Origin of the sequence: Chryseobacterium gregarium DSM 19109, from assembly GCF_000430845.1 — a bacterium.
In the GTDB taxonomy this organism is placed as follows: Bacteria; Bacteroidota; Bacteroidia; order Flavobacteriales; family Weeksellaceae; genus Chryseobacterium; species Chryseobacterium gregarium.
Window position 1 is genome coordinate 236,807 of record NZ_AUMU01000003.1, and the last position, 23,234, is coordinate 260,040.

At 41.2% G+C, this 23,234-nt stretch carries 24 protein-coding genes and 1 tRNA gene; 11 read left to right on the plus strand and 14 right to left on the minus strand.

Translation table 11 applies throughout. The annotated features are described in order from the left end of the window. Window positions 1–100: 100 nt before the first annotated feature. From H561_RS0106140 to H561_RS0106165, 6 genes are all read right to left on the minus strand, one after another. A complete protein-coding gene (locus H561_RS0106140) occupies window positions 101–1,444 on the minus strand; it encodes an ammonium transporter (protein WP_027386211.1) in 1,344 nt (447 codons plus the stop codon). A gap of 105 nt (window positions 1,445–1,549) precedes the next feature. Continuing rightward, the gene (locus tag H561_RS0106145) at window positions 1,550–2,191 is read right to left on the minus strand and encodes an alpha/beta hydrolase (RefSeq protein ID WP_027386212.1); all 642 of its coding nucleotides are present in this window, start codon (window positions 2,189–2,191) and stop codon (window positions 1,550–1,552) included. Between the two features lie 84 nt (window positions 2,192–2,275). After that, window positions 2,276–2,902: a YceI family protein gene (locus H561_RS0106150; RefSeq protein ID WP_027386213.1), complete on the minus strand. Its 627-nt coding sequence runs from the start codon at window positions 2,900–2,902 to the stop codon at window positions 2,276–2,278. 77 nt (window positions 2,903–2,979) lie between these two features. Next, a complete protein-coding gene (locus H561_RS0106155; RefSeq protein WP_027386214.1) occupies window positions 2,980–3,546 on the minus strand; it encodes a YceI family protein in 567 nt (188 codons plus the stop codon). Window positions 3,547–3,706: 160 nt separating this feature from the next. Then, window positions 3,707–4,756: a glucokinase gene (locus H561_RS0106160; protein ID WP_027386215.1), complete on the minus strand. Its 1,050-nt coding sequence runs from the start codon at window positions 4,754–4,756 to the stop codon at window positions 3,707–3,709. A gap of 113 nt (window positions 4,757–4,869) precedes the next feature. Then, window positions 4,870–5,433 carry a membrane protein gene (locus tag H561_RS0106165; protein ID WP_027386216.1) on the minus strand — a complete coding sequence of 188 codons (564 nt, stop codon included), beginning with the start codon at window positions 5,431–5,433 and terminating at the stop codon, window positions 4,870–4,872. 273 nt (window positions 5,434–5,706) lie between these two features. Between H561_RS0106165 and H561_RS0106170 the strand changes: the two genes are divergently transcribed. Beyond that, complete coding sequence (locus tag H561_RS0106170) at window positions 5,707–7,086, plus strand: DUF1800 domain-containing protein (protein ID WP_081411640.1); 1,380 nt, start codon at window positions 5,707–5,709, stop codon at window positions 7,084–7,086. Between the two features lie 89 nt (window positions 7,087–7,175). Further along, complete coding sequence (locus tag H561_RS0106175; protein WP_027386218.1) at window positions 7,176–8,360, plus strand: DUF1501 domain-containing protein; 1,185 nt, start codon at window positions 7,176–7,178, stop codon at window positions 8,358–8,360. A 217-nt stretch (window positions 8,361–8,577) separates the two neighbouring features. Here the strand turns inward: H561_RS0106175 and H561_RS24155 are convergent, their stop codons facing one another. The 3 genes from H561_RS24155 to H561_RS0106190 form a co-directional block, all read right to left on the minus strand. Further along, window positions 8,578–8,718, minus strand: coding sequence for a hypothetical protein (locus H561_RS24155; RefSeq protein ID WP_170207310.1), 141 nt, complete (start codon window positions 8,716–8,718; stop codon window positions 8,578–8,580). A 48-nt stretch (window positions 8,719–8,766) separates the two neighbouring features. Further along, a complete protein-coding gene (locus H561_RS0106185) occupies window positions 8,767–9,786 on the minus strand; it encodes a helix-turn-helix transcriptional regulator (protein ID WP_027386219.1) in 1,020 nt (339 codons plus the stop codon). A 223-nt stretch (window positions 9,787–10,009) separates the two neighbouring features. Further along, complete coding sequence (locus H561_RS0106190) at window positions 10,010–10,342, minus strand: HopJ type III effector protein (RefSeq protein WP_027386220.1); 333 nt, start codon at window positions 10,340–10,342, stop codon at window positions 10,010–10,012. A gap of 97 nt (window positions 10,343–10,439) precedes the next feature. On the opposite strand from H561_RS0106190, the gene H561_RS0106195 reads away from it, so the two are divergent. From H561_RS0106195 to H561_RS0106200, 3 genes are all read left to right on the plus strand, one after another. Then, a complete protein-coding gene (locus H561_RS0106195; protein ID WP_027386221.1) occupies window positions 10,440–11,822 on the plus strand; it encodes an RtcB family protein in 1,383 nt (460 codons plus the stop codon). A 78-nt stretch (window positions 11,823–11,900) separates the two neighbouring features. Beyond that, a tRNA-OTHER gene (locus tag H561_RS23890) sits at window positions 11,901–12,009 on the plus strand. Window positions 12,010–12,258: 249 nt separating this feature from the next. After that, window positions 12,259–14,010 (plus strand): lipocalin/fatty acid-binding family protein, encoded by a 1,752-nt coding sequence (locus H561_RS0106200; RefSeq protein ID WP_027386222.1) that lies wholly within the window; start codon window positions 12,259–12,261, stop codon window positions 14,008–14,010. A gap of 152 nt (window positions 14,011–14,162) precedes the next feature. Here the strand turns inward: H561_RS0106200 and H561_RS22130 are convergent, their stop codons facing one another. Continuing rightward, window positions 14,163–14,609 (minus strand): hypothetical protein, encoded by a 447-nt coding sequence (locus H561_RS22130; RefSeq protein WP_051349317.1) that lies wholly within the window; start codon window positions 14,607–14,609, stop codon window positions 14,163–14,165. Window positions 14,610–15,061: 452 nt separating this feature from the next. On the opposite strand from H561_RS22130, the gene H561_RS0106210 reads away from it, so the two are divergent. The 6 genes from H561_RS0106210 to H561_RS0106235 all read left to right on the plus strand — a co-directional run bounded on the left by H561_RS0106210 (window position 15,062) and on the right by H561_RS0106235 (window position 19,758). Next, window positions 15,062–15,811 (plus strand): nucleotidyltransferase domain-containing protein, encoded by a 750-nt coding sequence (locus tag H561_RS0106210; RefSeq protein ID WP_027386223.1) that lies wholly within the window; start codon window positions 15,062–15,064, stop codon window positions 15,809–15,811. 3 nt (window positions 15,812–15,814) lie between these two features. Next, the gene (locus H561_RS0106215; protein ID WP_027386224.1) at window positions 15,815–16,645 is read left to right on the plus strand and encodes an SIR2 family NAD-dependent protein deacylase; all 831 of its coding nucleotides are present in this window, start codon (window positions 15,815–15,817) and stop codon (window positions 16,643–16,645) included. 23 nt (window positions 16,646–16,668) lie between these two features. Beyond that, a complete protein-coding gene (locus tag H561_RS0106220) occupies window positions 16,669–17,400 on the plus strand; it encodes an ATP-grasp domain-containing protein (RefSeq protein WP_027386225.1) in 732 nt (243 codons plus the stop codon). 92 nt (window positions 17,401–17,492) lie between these two features. Then, entirely contained in the window at window positions 17,493–17,717 is a 225-nt protein-coding gene (locus H561_RS23250) for an AAA family ATPase (RefSeq protein WP_051349318.1), read from the plus strand. A gap of 110 nt (window positions 17,718–17,827) precedes the next feature. Continuing rightward, a complete protein-coding gene (locus H561_RS0106230; protein ID WP_027386226.1) occupies window positions 17,828–18,580 on the plus strand; it encodes a tRNA(His) guanylyltransferase Thg1 family protein in 753 nt (250 codons plus the stop codon). 98 nt (window positions 18,581–18,678) lie between these two features. Beyond that, entirely contained in the window at window positions 18,679–19,758 is a 1,080-nt protein-coding gene (locus H561_RS0106235; protein ID WP_027386227.1) for a nucleotidyltransferase domain-containing protein, read from the plus strand. Window positions 19,759–19,821: 63 nt separating this feature from the next. Here H561_RS0106235 and H561_RS0106240 read toward each other — a convergent pair whose 3' ends face one another. From H561_RS0106240 to H561_RS0106260, 4 genes are all read right to left on the minus strand, one after another. Beyond that, window positions 19,822–20,256: a cold shock domain-containing protein gene (locus H561_RS0106240; RefSeq protein ID WP_027386228.1), complete on the minus strand. Its 435-nt coding sequence runs from the start codon at window positions 20,254–20,256 to the stop codon at window positions 19,822–19,824. Between the two features lie 539 nt (window positions 20,257–20,795). Beyond that, window positions 20,796–21,155 carry a hypothetical protein gene (locus H561_RS0106250; protein WP_228372226.1) on the minus strand — a complete coding sequence of 120 codons (360 nt, stop codon included), beginning with the start codon at window positions 21,153–21,155 and terminating at the stop codon, window positions 20,796–20,798. Beyond that, window positions 21,145–22,404 (minus strand): outer membrane protein assembly factor BamB family protein, encoded by a 1,260-nt coding sequence (locus H561_RS0106255; protein WP_027386230.1) that lies wholly within the window; start codon window positions 22,402–22,404, stop codon window positions 21,145–21,147. Before H561_RS0106255 ends, H561_RS0106250 begins: the two co-directional genes overlap by 11 nt. A gap of 47 nt (window positions 22,405–22,451) precedes the next feature. Continuing rightward, complete coding sequence (locus H561_RS0106260) at window positions 22,452–23,180, minus strand: WG repeat-containing protein (RefSeq protein WP_027386231.1); 729 nt, start codon at window positions 23,178–23,180, stop codon at window positions 22,452–22,454. Between the last annotated feature and the right edge of the window lie 54 nt (window positions 23,181–23,234).

Here is a 23,234-nt window from a genome sequence, read left to right on the forward strand (position 1 = left end):
ACACTGTAGATAACGTAATTTTTACAAATCGTCAATTCTTTTTGCTGCGTTTTTTTTGAATTCACCTGTAAAACAGAATCCACCGCTGATGATCCGCTTTTCAACAAAGACTTTCTTCATGCTGGGAAATGTCCAGACCGAGCTCTTCAGACGCTTCAGAAACCCTCAACGTGATGATCTTATCGGTAATTTTATACAAAATCAATGACCCGAAAAAAGCAAATAACGATACCAGGACCAAAGCCATCATATGATGTGCAAAAACCTCAATCCCGCCGTGCAGGAGACTGGCATTTTCACCATGGGCAAAAATAGCCGTCAAAATCATTCCCATGATCCCGCCAACGCCGTGACAGGCAAAAACATCCAGCGTATCGTCGATTTTTTTAAGCTTTTCCCAGTTCACCATCAGGTTTGAGACAATAGCAGAAATGAATCCGATAAAAATACTTTCCGGGATCGACACAAATCCGCAGCCCGGAGTGATGGCCACCAGCCCCACAACCGCACCGATACAGGCTCCCAAAGCAGAAACTTTCCTTCCGTTGATTCTGTCAAAAAAGATCCATGTCATCATGGCCGAACCCGAAGCAATCGTTGTGGTCCCGAAGGCCATGGCGGCCGTTGCATTGGCACTTAAAGCCGAACCGGCATTGAACCCGAACCAGCCGAACCAAAGCATTCCTGTCCCCAATAATACGTAAGATATATTCGATGGCTCATGATGCGGCTTTTTCCGGTTCCCGACCACCAAAGCTCCTGCCAATGCGGCAAAACCGGCACTCATGTGAACAACCGTTCCTCCCGCGAAGTCTTTAACCCCGAAATATTTGTTCAACAGCCCGTCCGGATGCCAGACCATATGGCAAAGCGGCGTATAGATGAAAATGCTGAACAGCACCATAAATAAAAGATAAGAGACAAAGCGGACCCTTTCAGCAAAAGATCCTGTAATCAAAGCCGGAGTAATCACGGCAAATTTCATCTGAAACAAAGCAAAAAGTACAAACGGAATTGTAGAAGCCATCGTTTTGTGAGGCAAAACCCCCACTCTGCTGAAAAACGGATAACTTAACGGATTGCCGATAATTCCGTAATGTTCGCCATTCACTGTAAACCCGACCGAATCACCAAAGGAAAGTGAAAAACCGATGACCACCCATACGATGGAAATAACCCCCAATGCAATAAAGCTCTGAAGCATGGTGGAAATCACATTTTTCTTTCCTACCATGCCTCCGTAAAAAAATGACAGCCCGGGAGTCATCAATAAAACCAGACCGGCGGCGGCCAGAATCCAGGCAACATCCGCCCCTACAATTTTATCTTCCGATAAAAATGCTCCCGTATTCGGAACGTCGGCAACAGGGCTCCAGAATAATCCTCCGACAGCAACCAGTGTAATGATGGAAAACGAAACAATCCATTTCAGTCCTACTTTCATAAAAATTAATTTTACCCCTTTCAAAAGTAAGCATAATTTTTATAAAAACACATATTTTAATATAAAACCCCTATAATTTTTAATTTAAACAGAAATAAAATCAATTTATTCAAGTACTACCCCTAAAATTTCAGACACTTCCTTACATTTTGTTGCCGGGAAGAGATGGGTGCCTCCTTTGATAATATAATCAGGTTTAGAATTTTTTACAGGGAAAACAATATCACGGTCTCCAAGAATCTGAATGACTTCCGGATTCTCCTCACACATCCAGTCTGATATTTTTTCGACGGACCACTTAAGATAATAGGGGTCTCTCACTTTAAAATACTGCATCAGCTTGGGATTTTTGGGATCAAAAAGTTTTCTGACCACACCATAAACATTGGCCGCTTTTTCATTGAATAAACCCAGCGGCAGTATTTTAGGAATCCTGGTAATCTGTCCGGTTCGTATCAAGCGGGATTTTTCTTTATCTGATTTTATACTTCCCAGGATAACGACTTTCCGGGCAGGCTTTATTTTATGTATTTCCTGAACCATGATTCCGCCAAACGAATACCCTAAAAGGTAAAAAGGTTCTGAATCGTCAATCTTTTCGGCCATTCTCCCGGCATAATCTGTAAACCCCTCATTCGGCAGGGGAATGAGCCAATCTATAAAAACCACTTCATGATGTTGCGGGAACTGAAGTTTCTCCAGCACGGTGAAATCTGCACCAAGGCCGCTTACGACATAAATTTTCATGATACTAAAATAAAAAAAATCAGACAAAAAATAAGCGGCTCCTAAAGAAACCGCTCATTTTATTTTTTAAAGATCCTATATTATTTATCCTTTCTTCTTTGGAGCCCTGTTTTCATTATCCAGCTTTTCCGTTGAAAGCTTGAACTGGATATCCATTTCGTTTTTGATAAAATAATCTTTCAGTGAAGACTGGTAGAATACCTTGAAGTCTCTTCTGTTTAATGAGAACTTCGCAGACTCGATCACAACCGTAAACTGAGTAATATAAACGTTTGCAGGGAAAGTAATGGTTTTTCTCACACCTTTGATCGTGATATCTCCGTATACTGTAGAATTGTATTCGCTGTTTGCCAGAGGAATAATTTTCGTCAGGTGGAATTTCGCAAGAGGGAATTTTTTAACCTCGAAAAAGTTGGTGCTTTTAAGGTCATTGGTCAGTTTTACCTGATCTTCATCTGAAACGTCCCCTGCCATGATAGATTTCATATCAATCACAAATTCACCGTCTACCAAAACCGTTTTATCAAAAGTAAATTTTCCGCTTTTCAGTTTTACAGTCCCGGAATGTGATGTAGGAACCGTTTTCACCACTTTATAACCCCACCATCTGATTTCCGATGATGTTACTTTTACCACCTTATCTCCTTTCTTCTGGGCGAAAACAAATGATATGCTGATGCACATCATCGCAAACAATAGTAATCTTTTCATTTTTTTTATTTACAATTCAACAAAAATAAAAAAAAGTGCAGAACTTCTACACTTTTAACAATCTTTTTTTGATTAAATTATTTTGCTGTTACTTTTACAAGCATATCGATGTCATCTTTCACAAGAACATCCTGCATTGTGGATTTATAGGTAACATCAAATTTCTGTCTGTCAATCGTGAATTTCTTTGAAGCCAGGGTTACCGTTCCGTTGGCATACGTAATTTTAGCCGGGAAAGAAACTGCGTTGGTTTTTCCTTTAACTGTTAAATTACCGGACACCAAAGAATTGTACACTTTATCGTTGTTTTTCTTTACGCCCGTAATCTTGAAAGTTGCTGTCGGGAATTTTTCAACTTCAAAAAAGTCTCCGTTTTTAAGGTGACCGTTCAGTTTCTGCTGGTATTCACCGGTAAGGTCAGTAGCATTGATGGAAGTCATGTCTAATACGAAAGCGCCTCCAACCAACTGGTTTCCTTTCATCATCATTTCTCCGTTTTTCACTTTTACCGTCCCGTTGTGAGCGCTGGCTTCAGACTTTGCAATCTTATACCCCCACCACTGAACATCAGAAGCGATTACTTTTTTGTTCTGTCCGAAAGCCAGTCCGCCGGCCAATACCGCTAATAAAAATATTTTTTTCATTTGAAATAAAAGTTATGTACTTGTTTATTATTTACTGCTGCAAATGTAGTCAACTGTTTCGATACTCAATCTTGATGTATATCAATAAATACAATTATTTTCATAAATGATATCATTGCCTGTTATTGCACAAAAAACTCCGGGTAATCCGGAGTTTAATTTATTCTTCATAATAAGCAGTATACAATGCCACACCATTGAGGGCGGTCTGGTCCTGCTTGATCAGGTAGATCGGGATGTTTTTGAGCATCTCTTCCATTTTATCGCTGATCTTATATTTTTCGTAGAACTTATCTTTATTGATGTAAGCCCTGATTTCCTGCGGAATGTCCCCTGAAATCAACAGGCCGCCTGTCGCTTTAAGCTTTAGGGTAAGGTTGTTGGCTTCTCTTGCTAAAAATTCAAGGAAGGTATCCAGAGCAATTTTACAGATCAGCACATCATCTTCAACGGCTGCCTTGTAGATTTCCTGGAGGAAATTCCCATTGTTTATCTTTTCTGCCAGCCATTCCGGTTCAGGATGTCTTTTAACATCCCTCAGGAATCTGTAGATATTAAAGAGCCCGGATTTGGACAATACATTTTCCCAGCTCACGATCCCGTAGAGATTATTTAGGAACTGGTAAAATTCTACCTCAACGGTGGTTCTCGGAGAAAATTCAGAGTGTCCTCCTTCTGAAGCAAATGGCCTCAGGTATTTTCCGTCAAAGAAATATCCGGCTTCACCCAGACCGTTCCCCGGCGCCAAAATAGCCACGTTGCCTTTCTCCAGGTGTCCGCTGGTATATATCGGGTCCAGATCATTATCTTCCAGAAGGGCCATGCCGTAAGCTGAAGCTTCCTGGTCATTCAGCATATCTACTTTTTCAAATCCGAAATCTCTGGAATATGCTTCCATATCAAGGTCCCATCCCAGTCTTTCGGGACGGCTTTTTCCGTTAAGTACCGGCCCCGGGACCGCCATACCGAATCTTTTTATATTTTCCAGCTGGTTATCCTGCATAAACTTTTTTAAAATATCTGAAAAATCAGCGTATTCTTTAGTAGGATAACTTTGTTGGATTTTAATCTCAAGACCTCCGTTACCGGAAACAAAATAGCCTAAAGTTGTCACGTCTTCACGAAGGTTTGCGCCAATGATAGAAACATTGTCATTGCTACCGTTTTTTACTCCCGGTAAATAAAGTGGAAATTTTGGATTTAAAATCATAACCTCAAATTTTATCAAATATAATAATACTTTTTGTAAATGCCCGCTGTAAGTAAAAAACCTTTTCAAAAACTCGAAAAGGCTTGGTTAATAATTACTTATATAAAGTCTAACTATTTTCCTAGTGGAATATTGTAAGAAAACCCTACACCAATGTTACCTACATTGTAGTCCTGATTAGGCATATCCCCTTTGCTTCCTACAAATACTTTCTGATACTGTACAAAGAAATTCCAGTCCTGGTTGTGGTACCCTATTTCAGGCTTGATGTAAAAACCGCCGTTTGGCCTGTCCATTGAAGAATTAGTGGCTACCTTATCGTCACCTACTAAAAATCCGTACCCTAAGTCGGTCCCGAAATAGAATCCCATCTGCTTAGGATAAATTCTGATTAAAGCCGCTACAGGAACAACCCCTACATCATTATTATCATATCCGTTGTTTTCTTTCCCAAAATAATGGGTGTATCCTGTGGCAATACCCAGTCCGAAGCCCGGCGTTATTAGGTTCTGATAGGATACATCTACGCCTACGGCAGCAGACAGGTTATCCGAAGGAACCGCTAAACCAACATTCGCTCCCACTTTAATCATGTTGTTCATCTGTGCACTCTGAGCACTCACCACACCTGCTGTTAAAAGTCCGGCCAGTACTATTGCCTGTTTAAACATTTTCATACTTCTGATTTTTAAATTTTGCTAAGCTGACAGATGTAAAAATCGTGCCAATGAAAGCCTTTTTTTCAAACCCAATAGCTCTTGGTAATATAAAACAATGACTGTCAATTCATTAAAATTTAAATGCCTGTTTAATATTTTTTTAATGAATGACATACATCTTTAGGGTTGCCTCCGGACAAAATACGGAAGAAAGCAATACTATTAACAATTCTTAACCGTTATTAATTTTAACCTTCTATCTGCTGAAACATCAAAACACAAATCATACGTATGATACCATCATCATTCATTAACAATAAACATCTTCTCTGGCGCGCGGGCTTCGGAGCAGACCTCAGCCAGTTAGAAGATCTTAAAAATAAAGATACCGGAACGCTTTTGAGTGATCTGCTGAAAGAAGATGGATTCACGGATATCAGTTATGAAACTCCGGATACAGAAACGGCAGAATACATGAATGACCCTTCTCCTGCTGAAAAGAAAAAACAGATGCAGAAGATCATCCGCCAGCAAAATGAAGAACTAAATCTGAATTTTCTCGACAGAATGGTCCACAGCAGGGAACAGATGAAAGAAAAGATGGCATTTTTCTGGCACGGGCATTTTGCTTCAAGGGGACAGAACCCTAGGTTCAACAGGCAGATTTTAAATATCATCCGGAAAAATGCAATGGGAAATTTCAAAGATCTCTTGTTTGAAGTGAGCCAGGCTCCCGCGATGCTGAATTTCCTGAACAACCAGCAGAATAAAAAAGACCATCCGAATGAAAATTTTGCAAGGGAAGTCATGGAACTCTTCACCATGGGACGGGGAAACTATACCGAAAATGACATCCGGGAAGGGGCAAGAGCGTTTACCGGATGGGGCTATGACAAGGAAGGCAATTTTATAGAAAGAGGCAAACTTCATGACGAAGGCATAAAAACATTTCTCGGAAAGACCGGAAACTTTACCGGAACAGATGCCCTAAACCTCATTCTGGAACAGCAAGCGACTTCCCGGTTCATTACGGCAAAGATCTACCGGTTTTTTGTCAATGATACACCTGATGAAGGCATCATACAAAAACTGAGTGAAAATTTTTACCAGTCCGGTTACGACATCAGAAAGCTGATGATTGAGATTTTTTCAAGCAAATGGTTTTATGACAGGAAAAATATCGGCAACCGGATAAAATCTCCTGTCGAACTCATGGCCGGCATGATGAGAACCCTTCCTATGGACATCCGGAATCCGGAGAACCTGATTGTATACCAGAAATTGTTGGGGCAGATGCTCCTGAATCCGCCGAATGTTTCAGGATGGCCCAATGGCAAGTCTTGGATAGACAGCTCTACGCTGATGCTCAGGCTTCAGATTCCCCAGATCTGGTCGGGATTACGGCCGCTGGAATATTCCCCGAGACCGGATGACGATATTGACATGGGACTCAAATCCCGTGAAACAGCCCTGAACAAAACCTTTAAAAGCCCGAATATCACCATCGACTGGGCACGGGTTGAAAAAGTTTTTACAGGGAAACGCGCTGAAGAATACCTCATCCAGAGCTCGACATCACTGGACATGGGTTCGGTAAAGAACTTTTCGGACAACAGTGTGAAAATGAATATCATTAATATCATGTCAACCCCGGAATATCAGTTAATGTAATTTTCAGGTAGCAGACGGCAGATTTCAGCTGACCTTTAAAATATGACTGTAAAACGTCAACCTAATATCTTAACTTAAACCTAACCGTTATGTTAATCAAAAGAAGAGAGTTCCTTAAAATAAGTTCACTGGCCACGGCTTCGCTACTGATGCCGAATTTCCTGAAAGCCATGACCTTTGATGAAGCCCTGGAACCGAATCAGAAAATCCTGGTCGTGCTCCAGTTTACCGGTGGAAATGACGGACTGAATACCATTATCCCGGTGCGGAATGATATTTATTTTAAAGAAAGGAACAGCATTGCGATTAAAGATTCCTTATCATTGAATGATGAAACGGGGATCAACCCTGCCCTTTCCTATTTTAAAGAACTGTATGACAACGGTGAACTTTCGGTGATGAACAATGTCGGTTACCCGAATCCTGACAAATCCCATTTCCGAAGTATGGACATCTGGCAATCTGCCAGCAAAAGCGATGAATACCTGGAAACGGGCTGGCTCGGAAGGTTTCTGGATGAAGAATGCTACCGTTGCGATCACCCGACCCAGGCACTGGAAGTCGATGACATGCTGAGCCTGGCCTTAAAAGGCGGACAGAATAAAGCATTTGCTTTCAAAGATCCGAAAAGGCTTTACCAGACCAGCCAGGAAAAATACTTTAAATCGCTGTATGACCATCATCATGATGACGAAACGGTTTCGTACTTATACCAGACGTTAGGGTCTACCATCAATAATGCCGGCTATATTTTTGAAAAGAGTAAAGCAAAAAAAACGGAACAGACTTATCCCAATTCCCAGTTGGGCAAAGATTTCAGAACTGTGGCTTCCTTAATAAAATCCGACATCAATACCAGAGTGTATTATCTTTCCGTCGGAAGTTTCGATACGCATGTGAATCAGAATGACATGCAGCAGAAGCTTTTCGGTGATATCAATGAAACCGTAAAAGCCTTTGTTGCCGATATGAAAAGCAACGGGCTCTTTGATGATATACTGCTGATGACCTTCTCAGAATTCGGGAGGCGGGTGGCCCAGAATGCCAGCAAAGGGACCGACCACGGGACGGCTAACCAGATGTTTTTTATCAGTGGCGGCTTAAAGAAAAAAGGGCTTTTAAATCCGCTTCCCGATTTGGCTAATTTAAATGAAGGCGACTTGATCTATTCCGAAGACTTCCGGAAAGTGTATGCCACCATTCTTAAAAACTGGCTGAAGGCAGATGCTTCCAAAGTACTGGGATGGAAAAACGGCATCTATGATTTTATTTAAATAGGATTCAGGTTAAAAGAAACAAGGTGATTCCACAATGCCTGAGCTTGGTTTTCAGGATATTTTAATTCAGCATCCGGATTAACGGAAAAGCTGTTATTATAAAAACAGCGAAGCAGATTAAGAATCTTTAATCCACAAACCTAACGCTAACTGTTTATGCCCATAAAAACAGGCCGTTGAAAAACAACAGCCTATTTTATAATTGTTAATTGAACTACTCCAAATTATGTACCGGGATCTGTTTTTTATCTGCCGCCGGTTTCTCATCAAATTTCTCAGCGATTTTTTTAATAATAAATTCGATCACCAAGGGAGCCACTATGGCTACTATCGCTTTCAGTATTCTAGATTTCATAATTGTTATATTTTATGATTCCGATAATACAATTTCTGAGCCATTATCTCATCCCTGTTTTTCAGGATCTTCCTGGTGGTAGTTCCGGCAGGCCTCCTTCAGGCTTTTTTCAATCCGGTTCCTGAGCTTTTCCGGCCTGAGCACCGTTATGAATTCGCCGAGCCCCAGAATCATCCGTTCCAATTCGAAATTAAGCTGCACACAGATCTTAAATGTGGTTCCGCTTTCGTCTTCCGCCATGATTTCCTGAGAATGGTGAAACGGTTTTGTTTTCACATACGGGGCATGTTTAGCATTGATTTTAAAAAGAACATTCTGCGGACGCTGTGTTTCAGAAACCGTGACCCCGATTACTTCCCCGAAATACCGGTCAGAGTCGAAATCCTTATCAATATAGTCCATCTTCTCTTCAACGGCAATCGTTTCTATCCGGTCAAGGGCCAGATTATACATCTTATTTTTGCACCAGCAGATCAGGAACCAGCGGTTATTGTATTCTTTCAGCAGTTGCGGATGGACGATGTAACAGTCGGATTCTTTTGCCTTGAAGCTTTTGTAGACGATATTCAGCACCCTTTTATTCAGGATGGCTTCATACAGGATATCAATATGCTCCAGGCCTTTCAGATTTTCATTTTTGTCAAGGTGGATAATTGATTTCGGGCTTCGGGCATGAATGGAATCTTCCAGTTTTTGAATCACCCCGTTCATCTCCTTGAACATTGAAAAATCCTTGAACTGCTTTAGAATCTGCACTGCATTATTCATCGCCTTCAGGTCGCTTTCATTCACGGAAATATTATGGATGCTGTATTCCGGGTCGCTGTATCGGTAGTATTTTTTTTCATATACTTCAATCGGCGCTTCGTACCCGAACTTTTCGCTGCGCATGTTCTGCAGATCGAGCTGTACGGTCCGTTTGCTTACAAAGGATTCTTTCCCTTCAAATTCAAATAAGGCTTCGGAACATTCGTCGATTAGATCTTCCAGCGTGTATTTCCGGTATTTGTTTTTCAGGCATTGGTCCAGCGTTTTATAGCGGATCAGGGCATTTTTATTGGATGACATGGTTTTATTTTTTTTATTGGGGCGTGTCCCTTTGTTTTCCGGCTCCGAACCTGACAGGTTTTGAAACCTGCCAGGTTCGGAGCCGGTCACTCCGGGCCGGGCTGCTTCAGGCTTCACTTTGTTCCGGTTTCTTACCGAGGAAGAATTCACTTTATTAATATATTATTATTCAAATCGGTTTTGAAATAATTATGATGAGACGGCTCTGGCAATTGCATAAAGACTATTTCTTACGTAAAGCTTCCCCGTCAAAAGAGATCCCTTCCCAGCCGGATTCCATAAAATTCCTGATATTCTGGTGGTCCGTTCCTTCAGGGTTTTTCAGGACATCTTCCCTGTAAAAGTCACCAAAAAGGCTTAACACCTCATCTTCAGTCAGGTTATTTAATTTTCCGAAGCTGAACACTTTGCAGGAGCCGTTGTTCTGATCCGCTTCATTGACGGTATTTCCGTTGGCGAAGCGGGTCGGTGTAAAGCTATAATGTTCATCAATGTAAGCGATCACCTCTTTAAACCGGATGGTTTCAGGAGACGTTTTTATCTGTTCCAATAGCATTTTTAAAAATTTTGTCAAAAATAATCAAATTAATCTGATCTGCGCAAAAACATTGCACACTTGCACCGTTACTTTGCATTATAAAATAACAACAGAAATGGAATTTAACGGAAACCACTTAATTGAATTAGGATATAGATCGGCGAAATGGTTTAAAGAAGCCATTGCACATATCAACGAAAATAAATTGAATGAAAACCAGATCCGGGAATACTTGGAACAGTTCAGGCAGCCGGAGCTGATCCCGCTTCATGAAAAAGCGAAAGAGTTTGTCATCAACATCAGGGCTGAGCATGAAAGCGAGCAGGAGAATGTGGAAAAAGTAATCACAACCATGAATGTCCTGATGAAAACCCCTACCCTGATAGAAGGTGCCATTATGCCGGATGCGTGTCCGACAGGCCCGGCAGGCCATATTCCCGTGGGAGGTGTCGTGGTGGCAAAAAACGCGATCCACCCGGGATTCCATAGTGCGGATATCTGCTGTTCGGTGATGCTGACCGATATGGGTAAAGCTGATCCTAAAGAAGTTCTGGATGCCGCTCATTCGGTGACGCATTTCGGATACGGAGGAAGGCCGAGAGGGGAACAGATGGAGATGTCTCAGGAACTGATGGATGCCTTCAGGGAAAATGATTTCCTGAATGATGAAAAGCTGATCAGCATTGCCCGTTCGCATATGGGTACCCAGGGGGACGGAAACCATTTCCTGTTCGTGGGGATTTCAAAAAATACCGGAAACACGATGCTGGTAACCCATCACGGATCAAGAGCTCCGGGCGCTGCCCTGTATGATAAAGGAATGAAGGTGGCCAACCGTTTCAGGATGGAAATGTCACCGGAAACACTGAAGGAAAATGCCTGGATACCCTACGATACGGAAGAAGGAAAGTCGTATTGGGAAGCGCTGCAGCTGATCAGAACATGGACTAAGGAAAACCATACTTCGATTCATGATGCGGTCCTAAATAAAATGAAAACGGAAAAGCAAGACCGGTACTGGAACGAACATAATTTCGTCTTTAAAGACGGCGATCTGTTCTATCATGCGAAAGGGGCCACCCCGCTGGATGATAAGTTTTTACCGGATATTACCGGACCGAGACTGATTCCTTTGAATATGGCTGAGCCGGTGCTGATCGTCCAGGGGACCACCAACGGGAGAAATCTCGGGTTTGCACCGCACGGAGCAGGAAGGAATTTCAGCAGAAGCCAGCATAAAAGGTCACTGGCCCATAAAGCCATCGAGGAAGTCTTCGCCGAGGAAACCCAGGGGCTGGATATCCGTTTCTTCTCGAATGAAATCGATATTTCCGAGCTTCCGACCGCTTATAAAAGCGCGAAAAACGTACGGGCACAGATTGAGGAATACGGATTGTGTGAAGTATTGGATGAGGTGATGCCTTACGGATGTATCATGGCGGGTGATGTCCAGAAGAATGCACCGTGGAAGAAAAAGAAAAAGTTCAGGAAAGCATAATTTTTCAAACTAAACTAATAGCCAAACCTTGCAGAGATGAAAGCCTGCAGGATTTATGAAAGCTTTTAACATAAGGCAGGAGCAGTAGCTCAGTTGGTTAGAGCAACAAAAATACTTTTCGCTACCGGCACAAAAAGTTCCTATGAATTAAGTTTGTGTGTCGCAGGTTCGAGCCCTGCCTGCTCCTCAAGTGACGAAATGTTTATCCTAAATGGTTAATCATTAATGATTCCATTCGTCAAAAAATTTAAGGCAAAGAAAGTTCCTATTTGATTTCCCACATTTACTTTCCGCCTTTTTAAAAAAACTTAAGGCAACGGGAGTTCCTCTAAATTTGGCAATTACTCCCCACTTTTTATAAAACTGTAGGTAAAAGGAGTTCCTATACATTTCATTAAAAGAACTACTCCTCACTTATTTTTTTAACAGTAAAACAATGAAAACACTAAAATTATTCAATGCCGTACTGGCAAAAGAGTCTGATGCAAAAGCCTTTATTTCGGAAGAGGGTTTTGTGATTGAACCCGATGCCATTTGGGCGAAGAAAGAAATTATTTCTTACTATGCGAAAGAAAAGCTGAACGGGAATGATTTAAACAAAACCTTTCATAAATCCTGGAAGAAAATCAAGGACAGCACAAGATTCCAATTGCTGGCTGAGCAGATCAGCCATTATGTTTCCACGTACGGAAGTAATTTTCAGAACGATATATATATTCCGGATGAGATTCTGAATGTTCCTGATCTGAAATTAACTTTTAAAGTGATCAAAGCCTACACAAAGGAAGAAATGCAGGAAAAATGCCTTTCCCTTCTCAAGTCCGGGATTGCTCTGAAAGAAGAAACCGTTGATGACCTGCTGCATATTTTGCATAACGAATTAGAATATGATTTTACAGGAAAAGAAAATATCAGGAATAAGGAAGCGGTGATAAAAATTGCGGACCGGTATAAAATGTATCCTGAAAACCCGGTTGAATTTTTCCGTTACGTGATTTATAAAACAACAGGAACCACACTGTTGATCAAAAATGATGAACTGATCAATTTGATTAAGGTAAGCAAATTCAATCCGGCCTATCTGTTTGAAAGTTTTGAGCTGGAAAAACTGGCCCAGATTTTCAACCGGTTCAAGCCTTTGTTTTTAGCCTACAAAAGCAAAGTGCCGAAAACCATTAATAGAATTTCTAAGCTTTCAAAAGTCCACCATCAGCCTTTGGTTTCAAACCCGCTGAATCATGCAACCAGTATATTGCTGGAAAAAATCGACCTGCACTGGCTGGAGAATGCCACTCCGTTTGCCTTGTTCAGAGCATTGTCTGCCTGCTATTCCAGGATGTACGGACAGGATACTTTTGTGTACAGGATCAGGAATGGGAAATCATGGACCGGGAAATCAACGGCAGCTTCTGTCAATGAAGCCAATTACGGTTTTATCCTGAATTACCTGAAATCAAAATACAATCTTTCGGGAAAGAAAATGTATTTCCCTGAAGATGTGGAGTTCGGACTGCCGGCTTCTGAAAAAATGTTTGTCGGAAATATCCCTACCGGAACGAGATTTTACGGGGAAAGGCTCGCTGTGGGCATTTATTGGGAAGATGCCTGGGGAGCGCATGACCTGGATCTTTCAGGACTGAATATTGCCGGAAAAATAGGTTGGAATGCTGCCTATAACCAGCAGGAAGGACAGCTGATGTATTCCGGGGACATCACTTCCGCGCCCAAAGGTGCCGTAGAATACCTTTATGCCAACAGCGGTTTAGCCGCTCCAACATTGGTCATGAACAATGTGTTCAGCGGAAGCAGTGACTGCGGGTATAAAATCATTATCGGAAAAGGGGATGCCGTTTCTTACGATTATATGATGAACCCAAACAACCTCTTTGCAGAAGCCAGGTGCAACTCCGTTCAGAAGCAGACGGTTTTGGGAATGTTACTGCCGAAGGACGGAAAACAATGTTTCGTCTTGCTGAATTTCGGCGCGGGACACTCGCATGTTTCAGGGAATTCCGAAGTTTCCGTAATGGCAACCAAAGCCCTGTATCAGCAATGGTACGAACCGATGTCTTTCAATCACCTGGTTGAAGAATTGGGGGCCGTTATCACTTCAGACCGGGCGGAAGCCGATTTTGATTTTTCTCTGGAAAGCCTGGAAAAAGACAGCTTCACCAGGATTTTCAGATAATTGGCTTGGATCAGAAAGTATTTAATACAGGATCATATATCCTCAAATTAAATTTAACGGGTTCTTAGAAAGCATAAAAAATCCCTTTCAGGTGTGAAAGGGATTTTTTATGCTTACCGGTTACTTTAGCTCTTTATTTTCCGGTATTTTTTTTATTTGGGAGTACCGTTATTCATCGTTCCGTTGGTATTTAATGTACCGGTTGTTCCGTATTTCACCGTACTGTTGGTTCCGGTTTTTAAAGTTCCCGCACCGGTATTCAGCGTACTGTTGCTTCCGGTATTTAGAGTCCCATTATTGTTCATGGTTCCGGTAGTTCCGGTATTGAGTGTACCATTAGTTCCGTTATTTAATGTACCATTGGTTCCGGTGTTCAGGTTTCCGGCACCGGTATTCAGACCACCATTACTATTGATGGTTCCGGTGGTTCCGTTATTGAGTGTACCATTTCCGCTTAATGTACTGTTGGTACCGTTATTCATAATTCCGGTACCACTGTTCGTCGTTCCGGTACTGGTATTGGTCTTGGGTGTTGTCTGCGCAGAAACCGTAATTAGACCGCCTGCTATAAATACTGCTGCTGCTATTAAATTTTTCATATTATTAAAATTTAGATTGGTGATGTCACATTAAATACAATTATCGTACAAAAGTTTAGATATTTTGATTTACAATTGATTAAAAAACAAAAACTGCTTTCTATAAAAAAGGAAATATTCTAATTTTTTCTTTAGATAAGCCAAAGAAAAGACCGTTTTACGTAAATTTCAGATGGTTGTTGCATATTGGAAAAATTAAAATAATTTAACGCAATGTTTTTCTCTTCTGTCTGTATAAGCAAAGAGTAGATCATCTCGCTAACCTGATAATCTGATAAAGCGAAGGCCTATCCGTAATCTTTCTCAACAGCTTTGCTGCTTTTCTTTACGTCTTTACAACAAGCAGATCTGGAGAGAAAATTTGCTTTTTTTTAAGCACAACAAATAAAAATACAGCCTGCGCAGAAACATTGCGCAAACCCCATGTTATTTTGTACCATAAAATTAAAACAATGACACCCAAAATACTTGAAAAACTAAAAGAAACCGAAGAAAAACGCGGCATAGAAATACTGCTGGCTGTAGAATCAGGAAGCCGGGCCTGGGGCTTTGCATCCCCTGACAGCGATTATGATATAAGATTTATCTACCGACACGAAAAAGACTGGTACCTTTCGCCGTGGGACAAAGACGAAACTATAGAATTTATGACGGAAGATGACCTGGACGGATCCGGATGGGACCTTCGGAAGACTTTTCATCTTTTGCTGAAATCGAATGCTGCCTTGTTGAGCTGGTTCTATTCTCCTATAGTCTATGTAAAAAACGAAACTTTTTACGAACTGTTCAAACCTCTGGCGGAAGCCTGCTTTTCTCCGATAGCGGTTTCCTACCACTATTTGAGCATGAGCAAAAAATACCTGGAAGCCTGCAGGCATGATGAAGTAAAATTAAAAAGTTATTTTTACTGCCTCCGTACGGCACTGACCGGAAGATGGATCCTAGACAAAGGAACGGTTCCGCCGGTTTTGTTCAGTGAGCTTCTGGTATTGACGGATGACTTCACAAGGTCCAAAATAGAACATCTTATCGCTTTAAAAGCCACCAGAGGAGAATCTTATTTTCACCCGAACGACTGGGAACTTTTCGGATTCCTGGAGGAAATGATAAAGGAGAACGAAGAACGGGCAAAGAGTCTGAAAGGAGGAAACGCGGATAAAAGTGAAATGGAAAGGGTTTTTAGGGAAATCTTAAATTTATAATCAATGGAAACAGCTTTAGAGATACTTATACAGGAAAATTTCAAAAAGGAAAAAAGAAATCTTTTTACTTTCCTCACCGGTGCCGGGATTTCGTCAGAAAGCGGATTGCCTACTTATCGCGGAAGCGACGGGATCTGGATAAAAGGAACAAAATACCATAAGCCCGAAGAATTCGGAACCTATGCCTATTTCAGCCGGAACCAGGAAGAAGTCTGGCAGTACAATCTATTCTGGAAAAAACTGATTGATGCAGCACATACGGGACAGGGACATTTTGCCCTTGCCGAAATAGAGAAATCACTGAAAGACAAATTTCAACTGATCACCCAGAATGTAGACGGCCTTCATAAAAAAGCGGGAAGCAGAAATATATTTGAGATCCACGGAAACAAACAGACAGTACGGTGTGCTTCGGAATGTTGCGGCATTATGCCTATGCCTTCGGGATTACAGTCCAAAGAGCTTACGGAAGACCTCAAAGCAAAAGATATTGAACTGCTTCACTGCCCGGACTGCGGAGACTGGTTGCGTCCGAATACGCTATGGTTTGACGAATCGTACAATGAAAAAATGTACTTCCTGGATTCTGCATTAAAAGCGGCAAAAAATACGGGAATTCTTTTTATCATCGGCACTGCGGGAGCAACAAATTTACCGCAGATAATTGCGGAAACCGTTCTGCAGTACGGCGGTTATCTGGTAGAAATAAATACTGAAGAAGACAGCTATTTCTTCGAACGATTTTCCAGAACCAAAAAATACATGCTTCTAAAGGGAAAAGCGGGAGATACTTTAGCTAAAATAAAAGAAATGACAGAAAAAGTGACAGAATAAAAAACACATTAAAAACCGACGTTATGAAAAATCTTATCGCCCTGTCTCCGATCTACACTGATGACAGCAATACCCTGAAAAAAGCATCGCTCAATTCACCTTATGAACTGAACCGCTTCAATGTAAAATGGAATGTTCCGGAAGCGTTCCGGACTGATGTGATTGCCGTGTACGGTGAAGATATTTACGCGGAGATTGTGGCGGAACAGTGCCGCCTTACGTTAACCAAACCTGATGACAACTGGCTTTCAAGGATTTCGGAAACCTTTACAAAACGTAAAATTTCTTACGGCCCGTTAAAGGATTTTGTTCATGAAGAAAATATTTTCATTAAATGTTCTGATTTTAAAAGCTTTAAAGCCGGCGTTTTTGACCAGGTGAAGAACATCAGAGGCTTTGATTCCCTGGATCCGGAAATGATGGTCTTTACTTCCGAGGTGGTGGAATGGGAACTTGAAGTGCGCTGTTTTGTTTTACATAACGAAATAAAAACACACTCTTCCTATTGGCGGAATAACGCTTTTGACACCGGTCCGCTTTCCGGAACCGAACATAGAGAACTGTATGTGTTTTTTAATGATTTTATTCAAAAGTATAAAGGAACGCTACCTGTTGCCATTGTCCTGGATTTCGGGATCATTAAAGGAAAAGGCTGGGCTTTGATTGAAGCAAATCCTGCATGGTGTTCAGGTCTATATGCTTGCGATGCGGAAAAAGCACTGAAGGTAATTGTAAAAAGCTGTATTGAAAACTAAATTAATGGAAATGATCATCTTCATCGGGATTCCCGCCAGCGGAAAAGTTCCTTTTACAAGGAACTTTTTTCAATTCGCACATCAGGATCAGCATGGATCTGCTGAGTACCCGCAATAAAGAAGGAAAGCTGCTGCAATACGGTTTTGAAACCCAATCTAAAATGGTGATTGACAATACCAACGTAACGGCAGAAAGCAGAAGGAAATATATTCATCTTGCTGAACGGAACCAATATGAAATCATCGGTTATTATTTTGAAAGCAACATTCAGGATTGTCTTGAAAGAAATAAAAACAGAAAAGACCCCCATCAATGAAATCGGTATCAAAGCAAAATATAAAGAATTGGAAAAGCCTTTGTTCACAGAAGGGTTTGATAAAATATTCAATGTGAAAATCGTAAATAATACATTTGAAATCAGCAGTTATGAAATTTGAAAAGATTGAAGCTTTAATGCGGAAAAATGAAAGCCTTTCGGAACAGTACATCCTTCCGGAAAATTTCATTATCATAAGACTGGACGGAAAAGGCTTTACTAAACTGACCAAGGAAAAGCTTTCACTGGAAAAACCCTTTGATAAAAAATTCAGCCGGGTGATGACTGATACAACGAAACATCTTTTTACCATCGGTTTTAAGGTTGTGTACGGGTATACCCAAAGTGATGAAATTTCTCTGCAGATTCATAAAGACGACCATACCTTCAGCAGGAAAGTAAGAAAATTCAATTCGGTTCTGACAGGGGAAGCCAGTGCTTTCTTCAGTCTGCAGTTCCAGGAGCTATGCGTTTTCGACTGCCGGACCCTTGCTTTTCCGAATCAGGACATGCTGCTGGATTATTTTTGCTGGCGGCAGGAAGATGCCCACCGGAATTCCCTTTCTGCGTATTGTTACTGGACGTTAAGGAATAAAGGGTTTAATGCAGCACAAGCTACGGAAAAGATTGAAAAACTATCTCAGGCCGGTAAGAACGAACTGCTTTTCCAATACGGAATCAATTACAACATGCTCCCGTCATGGCAGAAACGCGGTATCGGCATCTATAATAAAGAAATGAGCAAAACAGGCTTTAATCCGGTGACCCAGGAAAAGGTAGACTATTTGAGGAATGAGTTATTTGTGGAAAAGGAACTGATGATAAGGGAAGATTACAGGAGGTTTTTGAAGGGGATTTTTTGAAATAATAGAAATTACTGTAAGCCGTAATGGTTTATAGATACAATCATGTTATATTTATTAAAGCTAATAACTAATTACGATAAAATGATGGAAATATGATAACCATACAAAATTTTCAAACCAAAAACCTCATCCTCCTCGAAGCCATCTCCGGCAGCCGCGCTTTCGGCCTGGCCACGGAAAACTCGGATACCGATATCCGGGGCGTGTACTATTTGCCGAAAGAAGATTTCTTCGGGCTGAATTATGTTCCGCAGGTTTCCAATGAGACAAATGACATTACGTATTATGAGATTGGGCGGTTGGTAGAATTGCTGCAGAAAAACAACCCGAATATCCTGGAAGTCCTGGCCAGCCCGGAAGATTGTATTCAGCATAAACATCCGTTGATGGATCTGCTGAAACCTGAAGATTTTCTGTCGAAGCTCTGCAAGGATACGTTTGCCGGATATGCTATTTCGCAGATCAAAAAAGCCAAAGGGCTCAATAAAAAAATCCTGAACCCGGTAGAAAAGGAAAGAAAATCCGTTATGGATTTCTGTTATGTTTTAGAGGGCCAGGGTTCGGTCCCGTTACAACAGTGGCTTCGTGAATTCCGCTTCTCCGAAACTAAGAATGGGCTTTCCCAGGAACAGTGCGGGCTGGTAAGCATCGGACATACCAAAGGAATGTATGCGCTTTTCTATGATCATTCCGGAGACCTCCATTACAAAGGGATTATGCAGCATGAAGAAGCCAACCAGGTTTCCGTTTCATCGGTCCCGAAAGAAGAAAAGCCGGTGGCGTACCTGTTCTGCAACCTGGACGCCTACTCTACCTACTGCAAAGATTACAAAGACTACTGGAAATGGGTGGCGGAGCGCAATGAAGACCGGTACAATGTCAACAGCCTGCACGGGCAGAATTATGACAGCAAGAACATGATGCATACGATCCGTCTGCTGCAGTCATGTGAGCAGATTTTTAAAACCAATTCACTGAATATCCGGGTGGAAAACCGGGATGAACTGCTCGACATCAAAGCCGGGAACTGCCCGTACGAACAGGTGATGAAAAAGGCTGAGGGCCTGATCCGGTCGATTGACCATTACCATTCGGTTTCTACGCTGCCGGAAATGCCGCACCTTGAAAAAACTACAAAACGCTTAATCGGGATTCGGGAACAACTGTATGAATAAAAACAAATAAAGCTCCGTGTCCGGAGCTTTATGTATATGTTTGTTAAGATAGATGGTATAAAATTATTTAACCAGTTTGATATCAACCGCAGAAAACCCTTTAGGTGATCTTTCTTTTTCAAAGGATACCTTGTTCCCTTTCTTCACAAGCTCCGTACAGTTGTTGCTGTGGAAGAAAACATTTTCCTTCGATTTGTCTTCGGTAATGAAACCATACCCTTTTTCACTGAAGAAGGTAACAATCCCTGTTTTTCTGATTTCTTCTGCTTCAATCGGAGCAGCTCCCAACTGGATATTGTCAAGATCGATTTCAACCTTATCTACGTGATCAGGAGGTGTTGAAGACAGCTGACCGTTTGCATCTACATACATTAACATGTCATCAAGACCTTTTCCTTTGTTGTTGCTCGTCTTACGTTCTTCACGCTTCTGAGCTTTCTCTTTTGCTTTTTGAACTTTTTTCTTGAAATTTTCTTTTTTAGAGAAAGAATCCGCCATATATTTTATTATTAATTACTGTTTATCTTGTTTTACAGATCATGACAAGCTCAGATAATAGGCCTTCCGGAATATTATATAAGTTTCATGAAGCGTGTATTATTAAAGGTTTCTGAGTGCTTTTATTAATGTGAATGCCTTGTGATCAAGATAAATAAGGCAACTAAAAATTAACCCGGAATATATAAAATCGCTAAGCGATCACAGAAGTAAAGACAGAGATTTCTTTTAATAAGTAAACAAAGATACGTAAAAATAAACTCACATGCAAATAGGATTGCTTTCAAACGGTTGAAATTCAATTTATTTTATCAATTGCCAGAGATTACCCATATGTATCTTAAGATTTATCTGGTTTTAAAAAATTATAAAAATTTTCAAAATCCTGTTTTTAACCCTGCTTCCATCGCTTTTTTCAGATCCGGCGAATTGAATACATGTAAAACCCTGCACGGTCACCGTAACCTGCAAGAAACTATTTTTGAAATATATTGAAACAGGCTATAAAAACCGTCAATTGGCTTACGGTACTTACCCTATTATTTATTCTTCTTCAGAATGTAATAAATAGCTTTATCTTTTTCATCATTCATGGTATAGGCAAACTGAAAGGAAAAGCCGTTGGCAGACATAAAATTAAGGGCATCCATCATGGAATTGAATTTCATGTTCCGGCCTCTTTCATCTTTGATGTTGGTTCCGTTTTTAAAAGAAACAGATTTCGTTTCCTGGCCGAAATCAATTTCCACATTTACTTTCGTACTCAGCGTACGCCCTGTGCCGATGATCTGGATATAATCCACATCAATGTCTTTCAGAGGAACATCATTCACCGTCTGGGCAAAAGCCGAATGGGCCATCACTACGGTACCGATAAGAATAAGGATTTTATTTTTCAAAATATTTAATTTGGTTTAATGGAATGGAACTCGGATAAAAGGTATGGGCAATCAGCAAGGCAGCTCGTTTTGTCTTTCTGTCAACAGCAACGATCCCTTTTCCTGAAATGTATAAAAGTTGATTTTTCGAATTGATTTCAATATTGGAAACCGGGTACAGGGAAGGATCGATCGGAGTCTCAAAATTAACTTTCCCGTCTGAATCCAGGACCCATATTTTATTTTTGGTATAGGCGGTAATGGCTTTCTCATTCACGACCTGCCAGTTTTTTATCACGTCCTCCGGCTGGAACATCCATTTTTCTTTTCCAGATCCGGAGTCAATGGCAATGAGGGCCATTTTGCTTTCGTTTTCAGATTCCTTGCAGACGATCAGAAGGTCATTGAGCAAAGCGGTCTGGCCGTCTCCCAGTCCCGGGTATTTTTCCGACTGGTACGTCCATTCAAAAAAATGATCGCGCTTCGCATAATTACTGCTGGGGCTGGAATTGCTTCCGGCATTCACAAAACCGTCTTGATTGATGGCACAGGCGTAAAACCTGCCGTAGTCGTCACCGAACAGCAGGCGGTTTCCGGAAGTCTGCATCTGGGTATAAAGTGTATGCTCAAATGCTGCATTCTCATTGATCCCGTTCCTGTCTGATCCCGATTGGTAATGCAAATCTAAAAACACGGCAGAATTAACGTAAATATTCCCTTTGTTTTCTACAGGCTGAAAATAATTGTAATTGGTGGAATTCCGGTTGGTCCGTATCACTTTGCCATTTTTTGTATCGATCACAAAAAAATCAGATTTGAACGTCTCAGGCCTGCCTGCCGAAACAATATACAGCATATTGCCTGAAACCAGGGGTTTTGACATAAAAATGGGCCCCAGATCCCTGTCGGAATGATCTTCAGCGGCATCCATATTACCAGCATGATCCGTAGCCATATAGGAAGGATTGATGAAATTATGGTCCCAGACCACCTTTCCGGAATTGATATCGGCTCCGATCATCCTCCCGCTTTCAAAGGGCATATAGATGTTTTCTGCATCATACGTGAAACGGTTGCGGTTGATCAGGGTATCTTCTTTGGATATATATTGCCAGGTAAGCTTTTTGGTCTCGAGATTGAAATTAAACAATTTCCCTTTGCCCGAAACGATCAGTGTTTCATTGGGCACCGTAGCTTGGGCTGACGTTTTTTCGGAAGAATGGCAGCTTATTAAACCCGACAGAACTGCGGTGATCAGGATTTTTCTCATAAGATTATTTTGGTTGATGACTGGTTTTTAATGAAATGGAAACTCAATTATTTTTTGACCACTTTGCCGCTGCTGTAAACAATGTATTCGTCCCCACCATCCTTTTGCAGAACCGTTTTTCCGTTGACAAATTCTGAGGTGAATGTGAATTCAGGTTCAACAATGATTTCGTCTTTTAAGTTCCTCAGGCCCCATCTCTGCGGTTCTTTCATATAAAAAAACAAACCGTCCCCTGCATAAGAAGCTCCCGGGTATTTCGGCTGTATCAGTACTTTTCCGGTCGTATCGGCAAAACCGCTTTTGCCGTCTTTATTGATGATTAACAAATTATCCTTCGCAACCTCTATCCAGTCATACACCGGCGGCAGAATCTCCTGCCCTTTATCATTCACCATCCCCTTTTTCTCTAATGATACCTCACATAAACCGTTCACAAAACCAATGGACAGCCCTGAATATTTTGTAGAGACGACAATTTTTCCTTTTTTGTCAATCAGTCCCAGATGTGGCTCATCCTCATTGTCTGTCAGCCGGTGAATGCTGGCATAATTACTGCCGCTGAAATCAGCGGATTCATAGAAAGGGTCTTCGCTGATCCAGGAATCATCCTTTTTATTGTAATGTCCCTTAACCTGTTTCCCGAAATCATCTGTTGCCGCTGTTTTGGAGGCCGTCACTTGTGCCGGTTCCCCTTTTGTCTGCTGCTTAACCTCCCTGGCATTTTGCTGACAGGAGAGTAACACCAACATAATACTAATGCCTGTAATTTCTTTCATACTGTTTTTTGATAAAGATAGAAAAAAATATAGATCAAAAATCCAACATAAAAA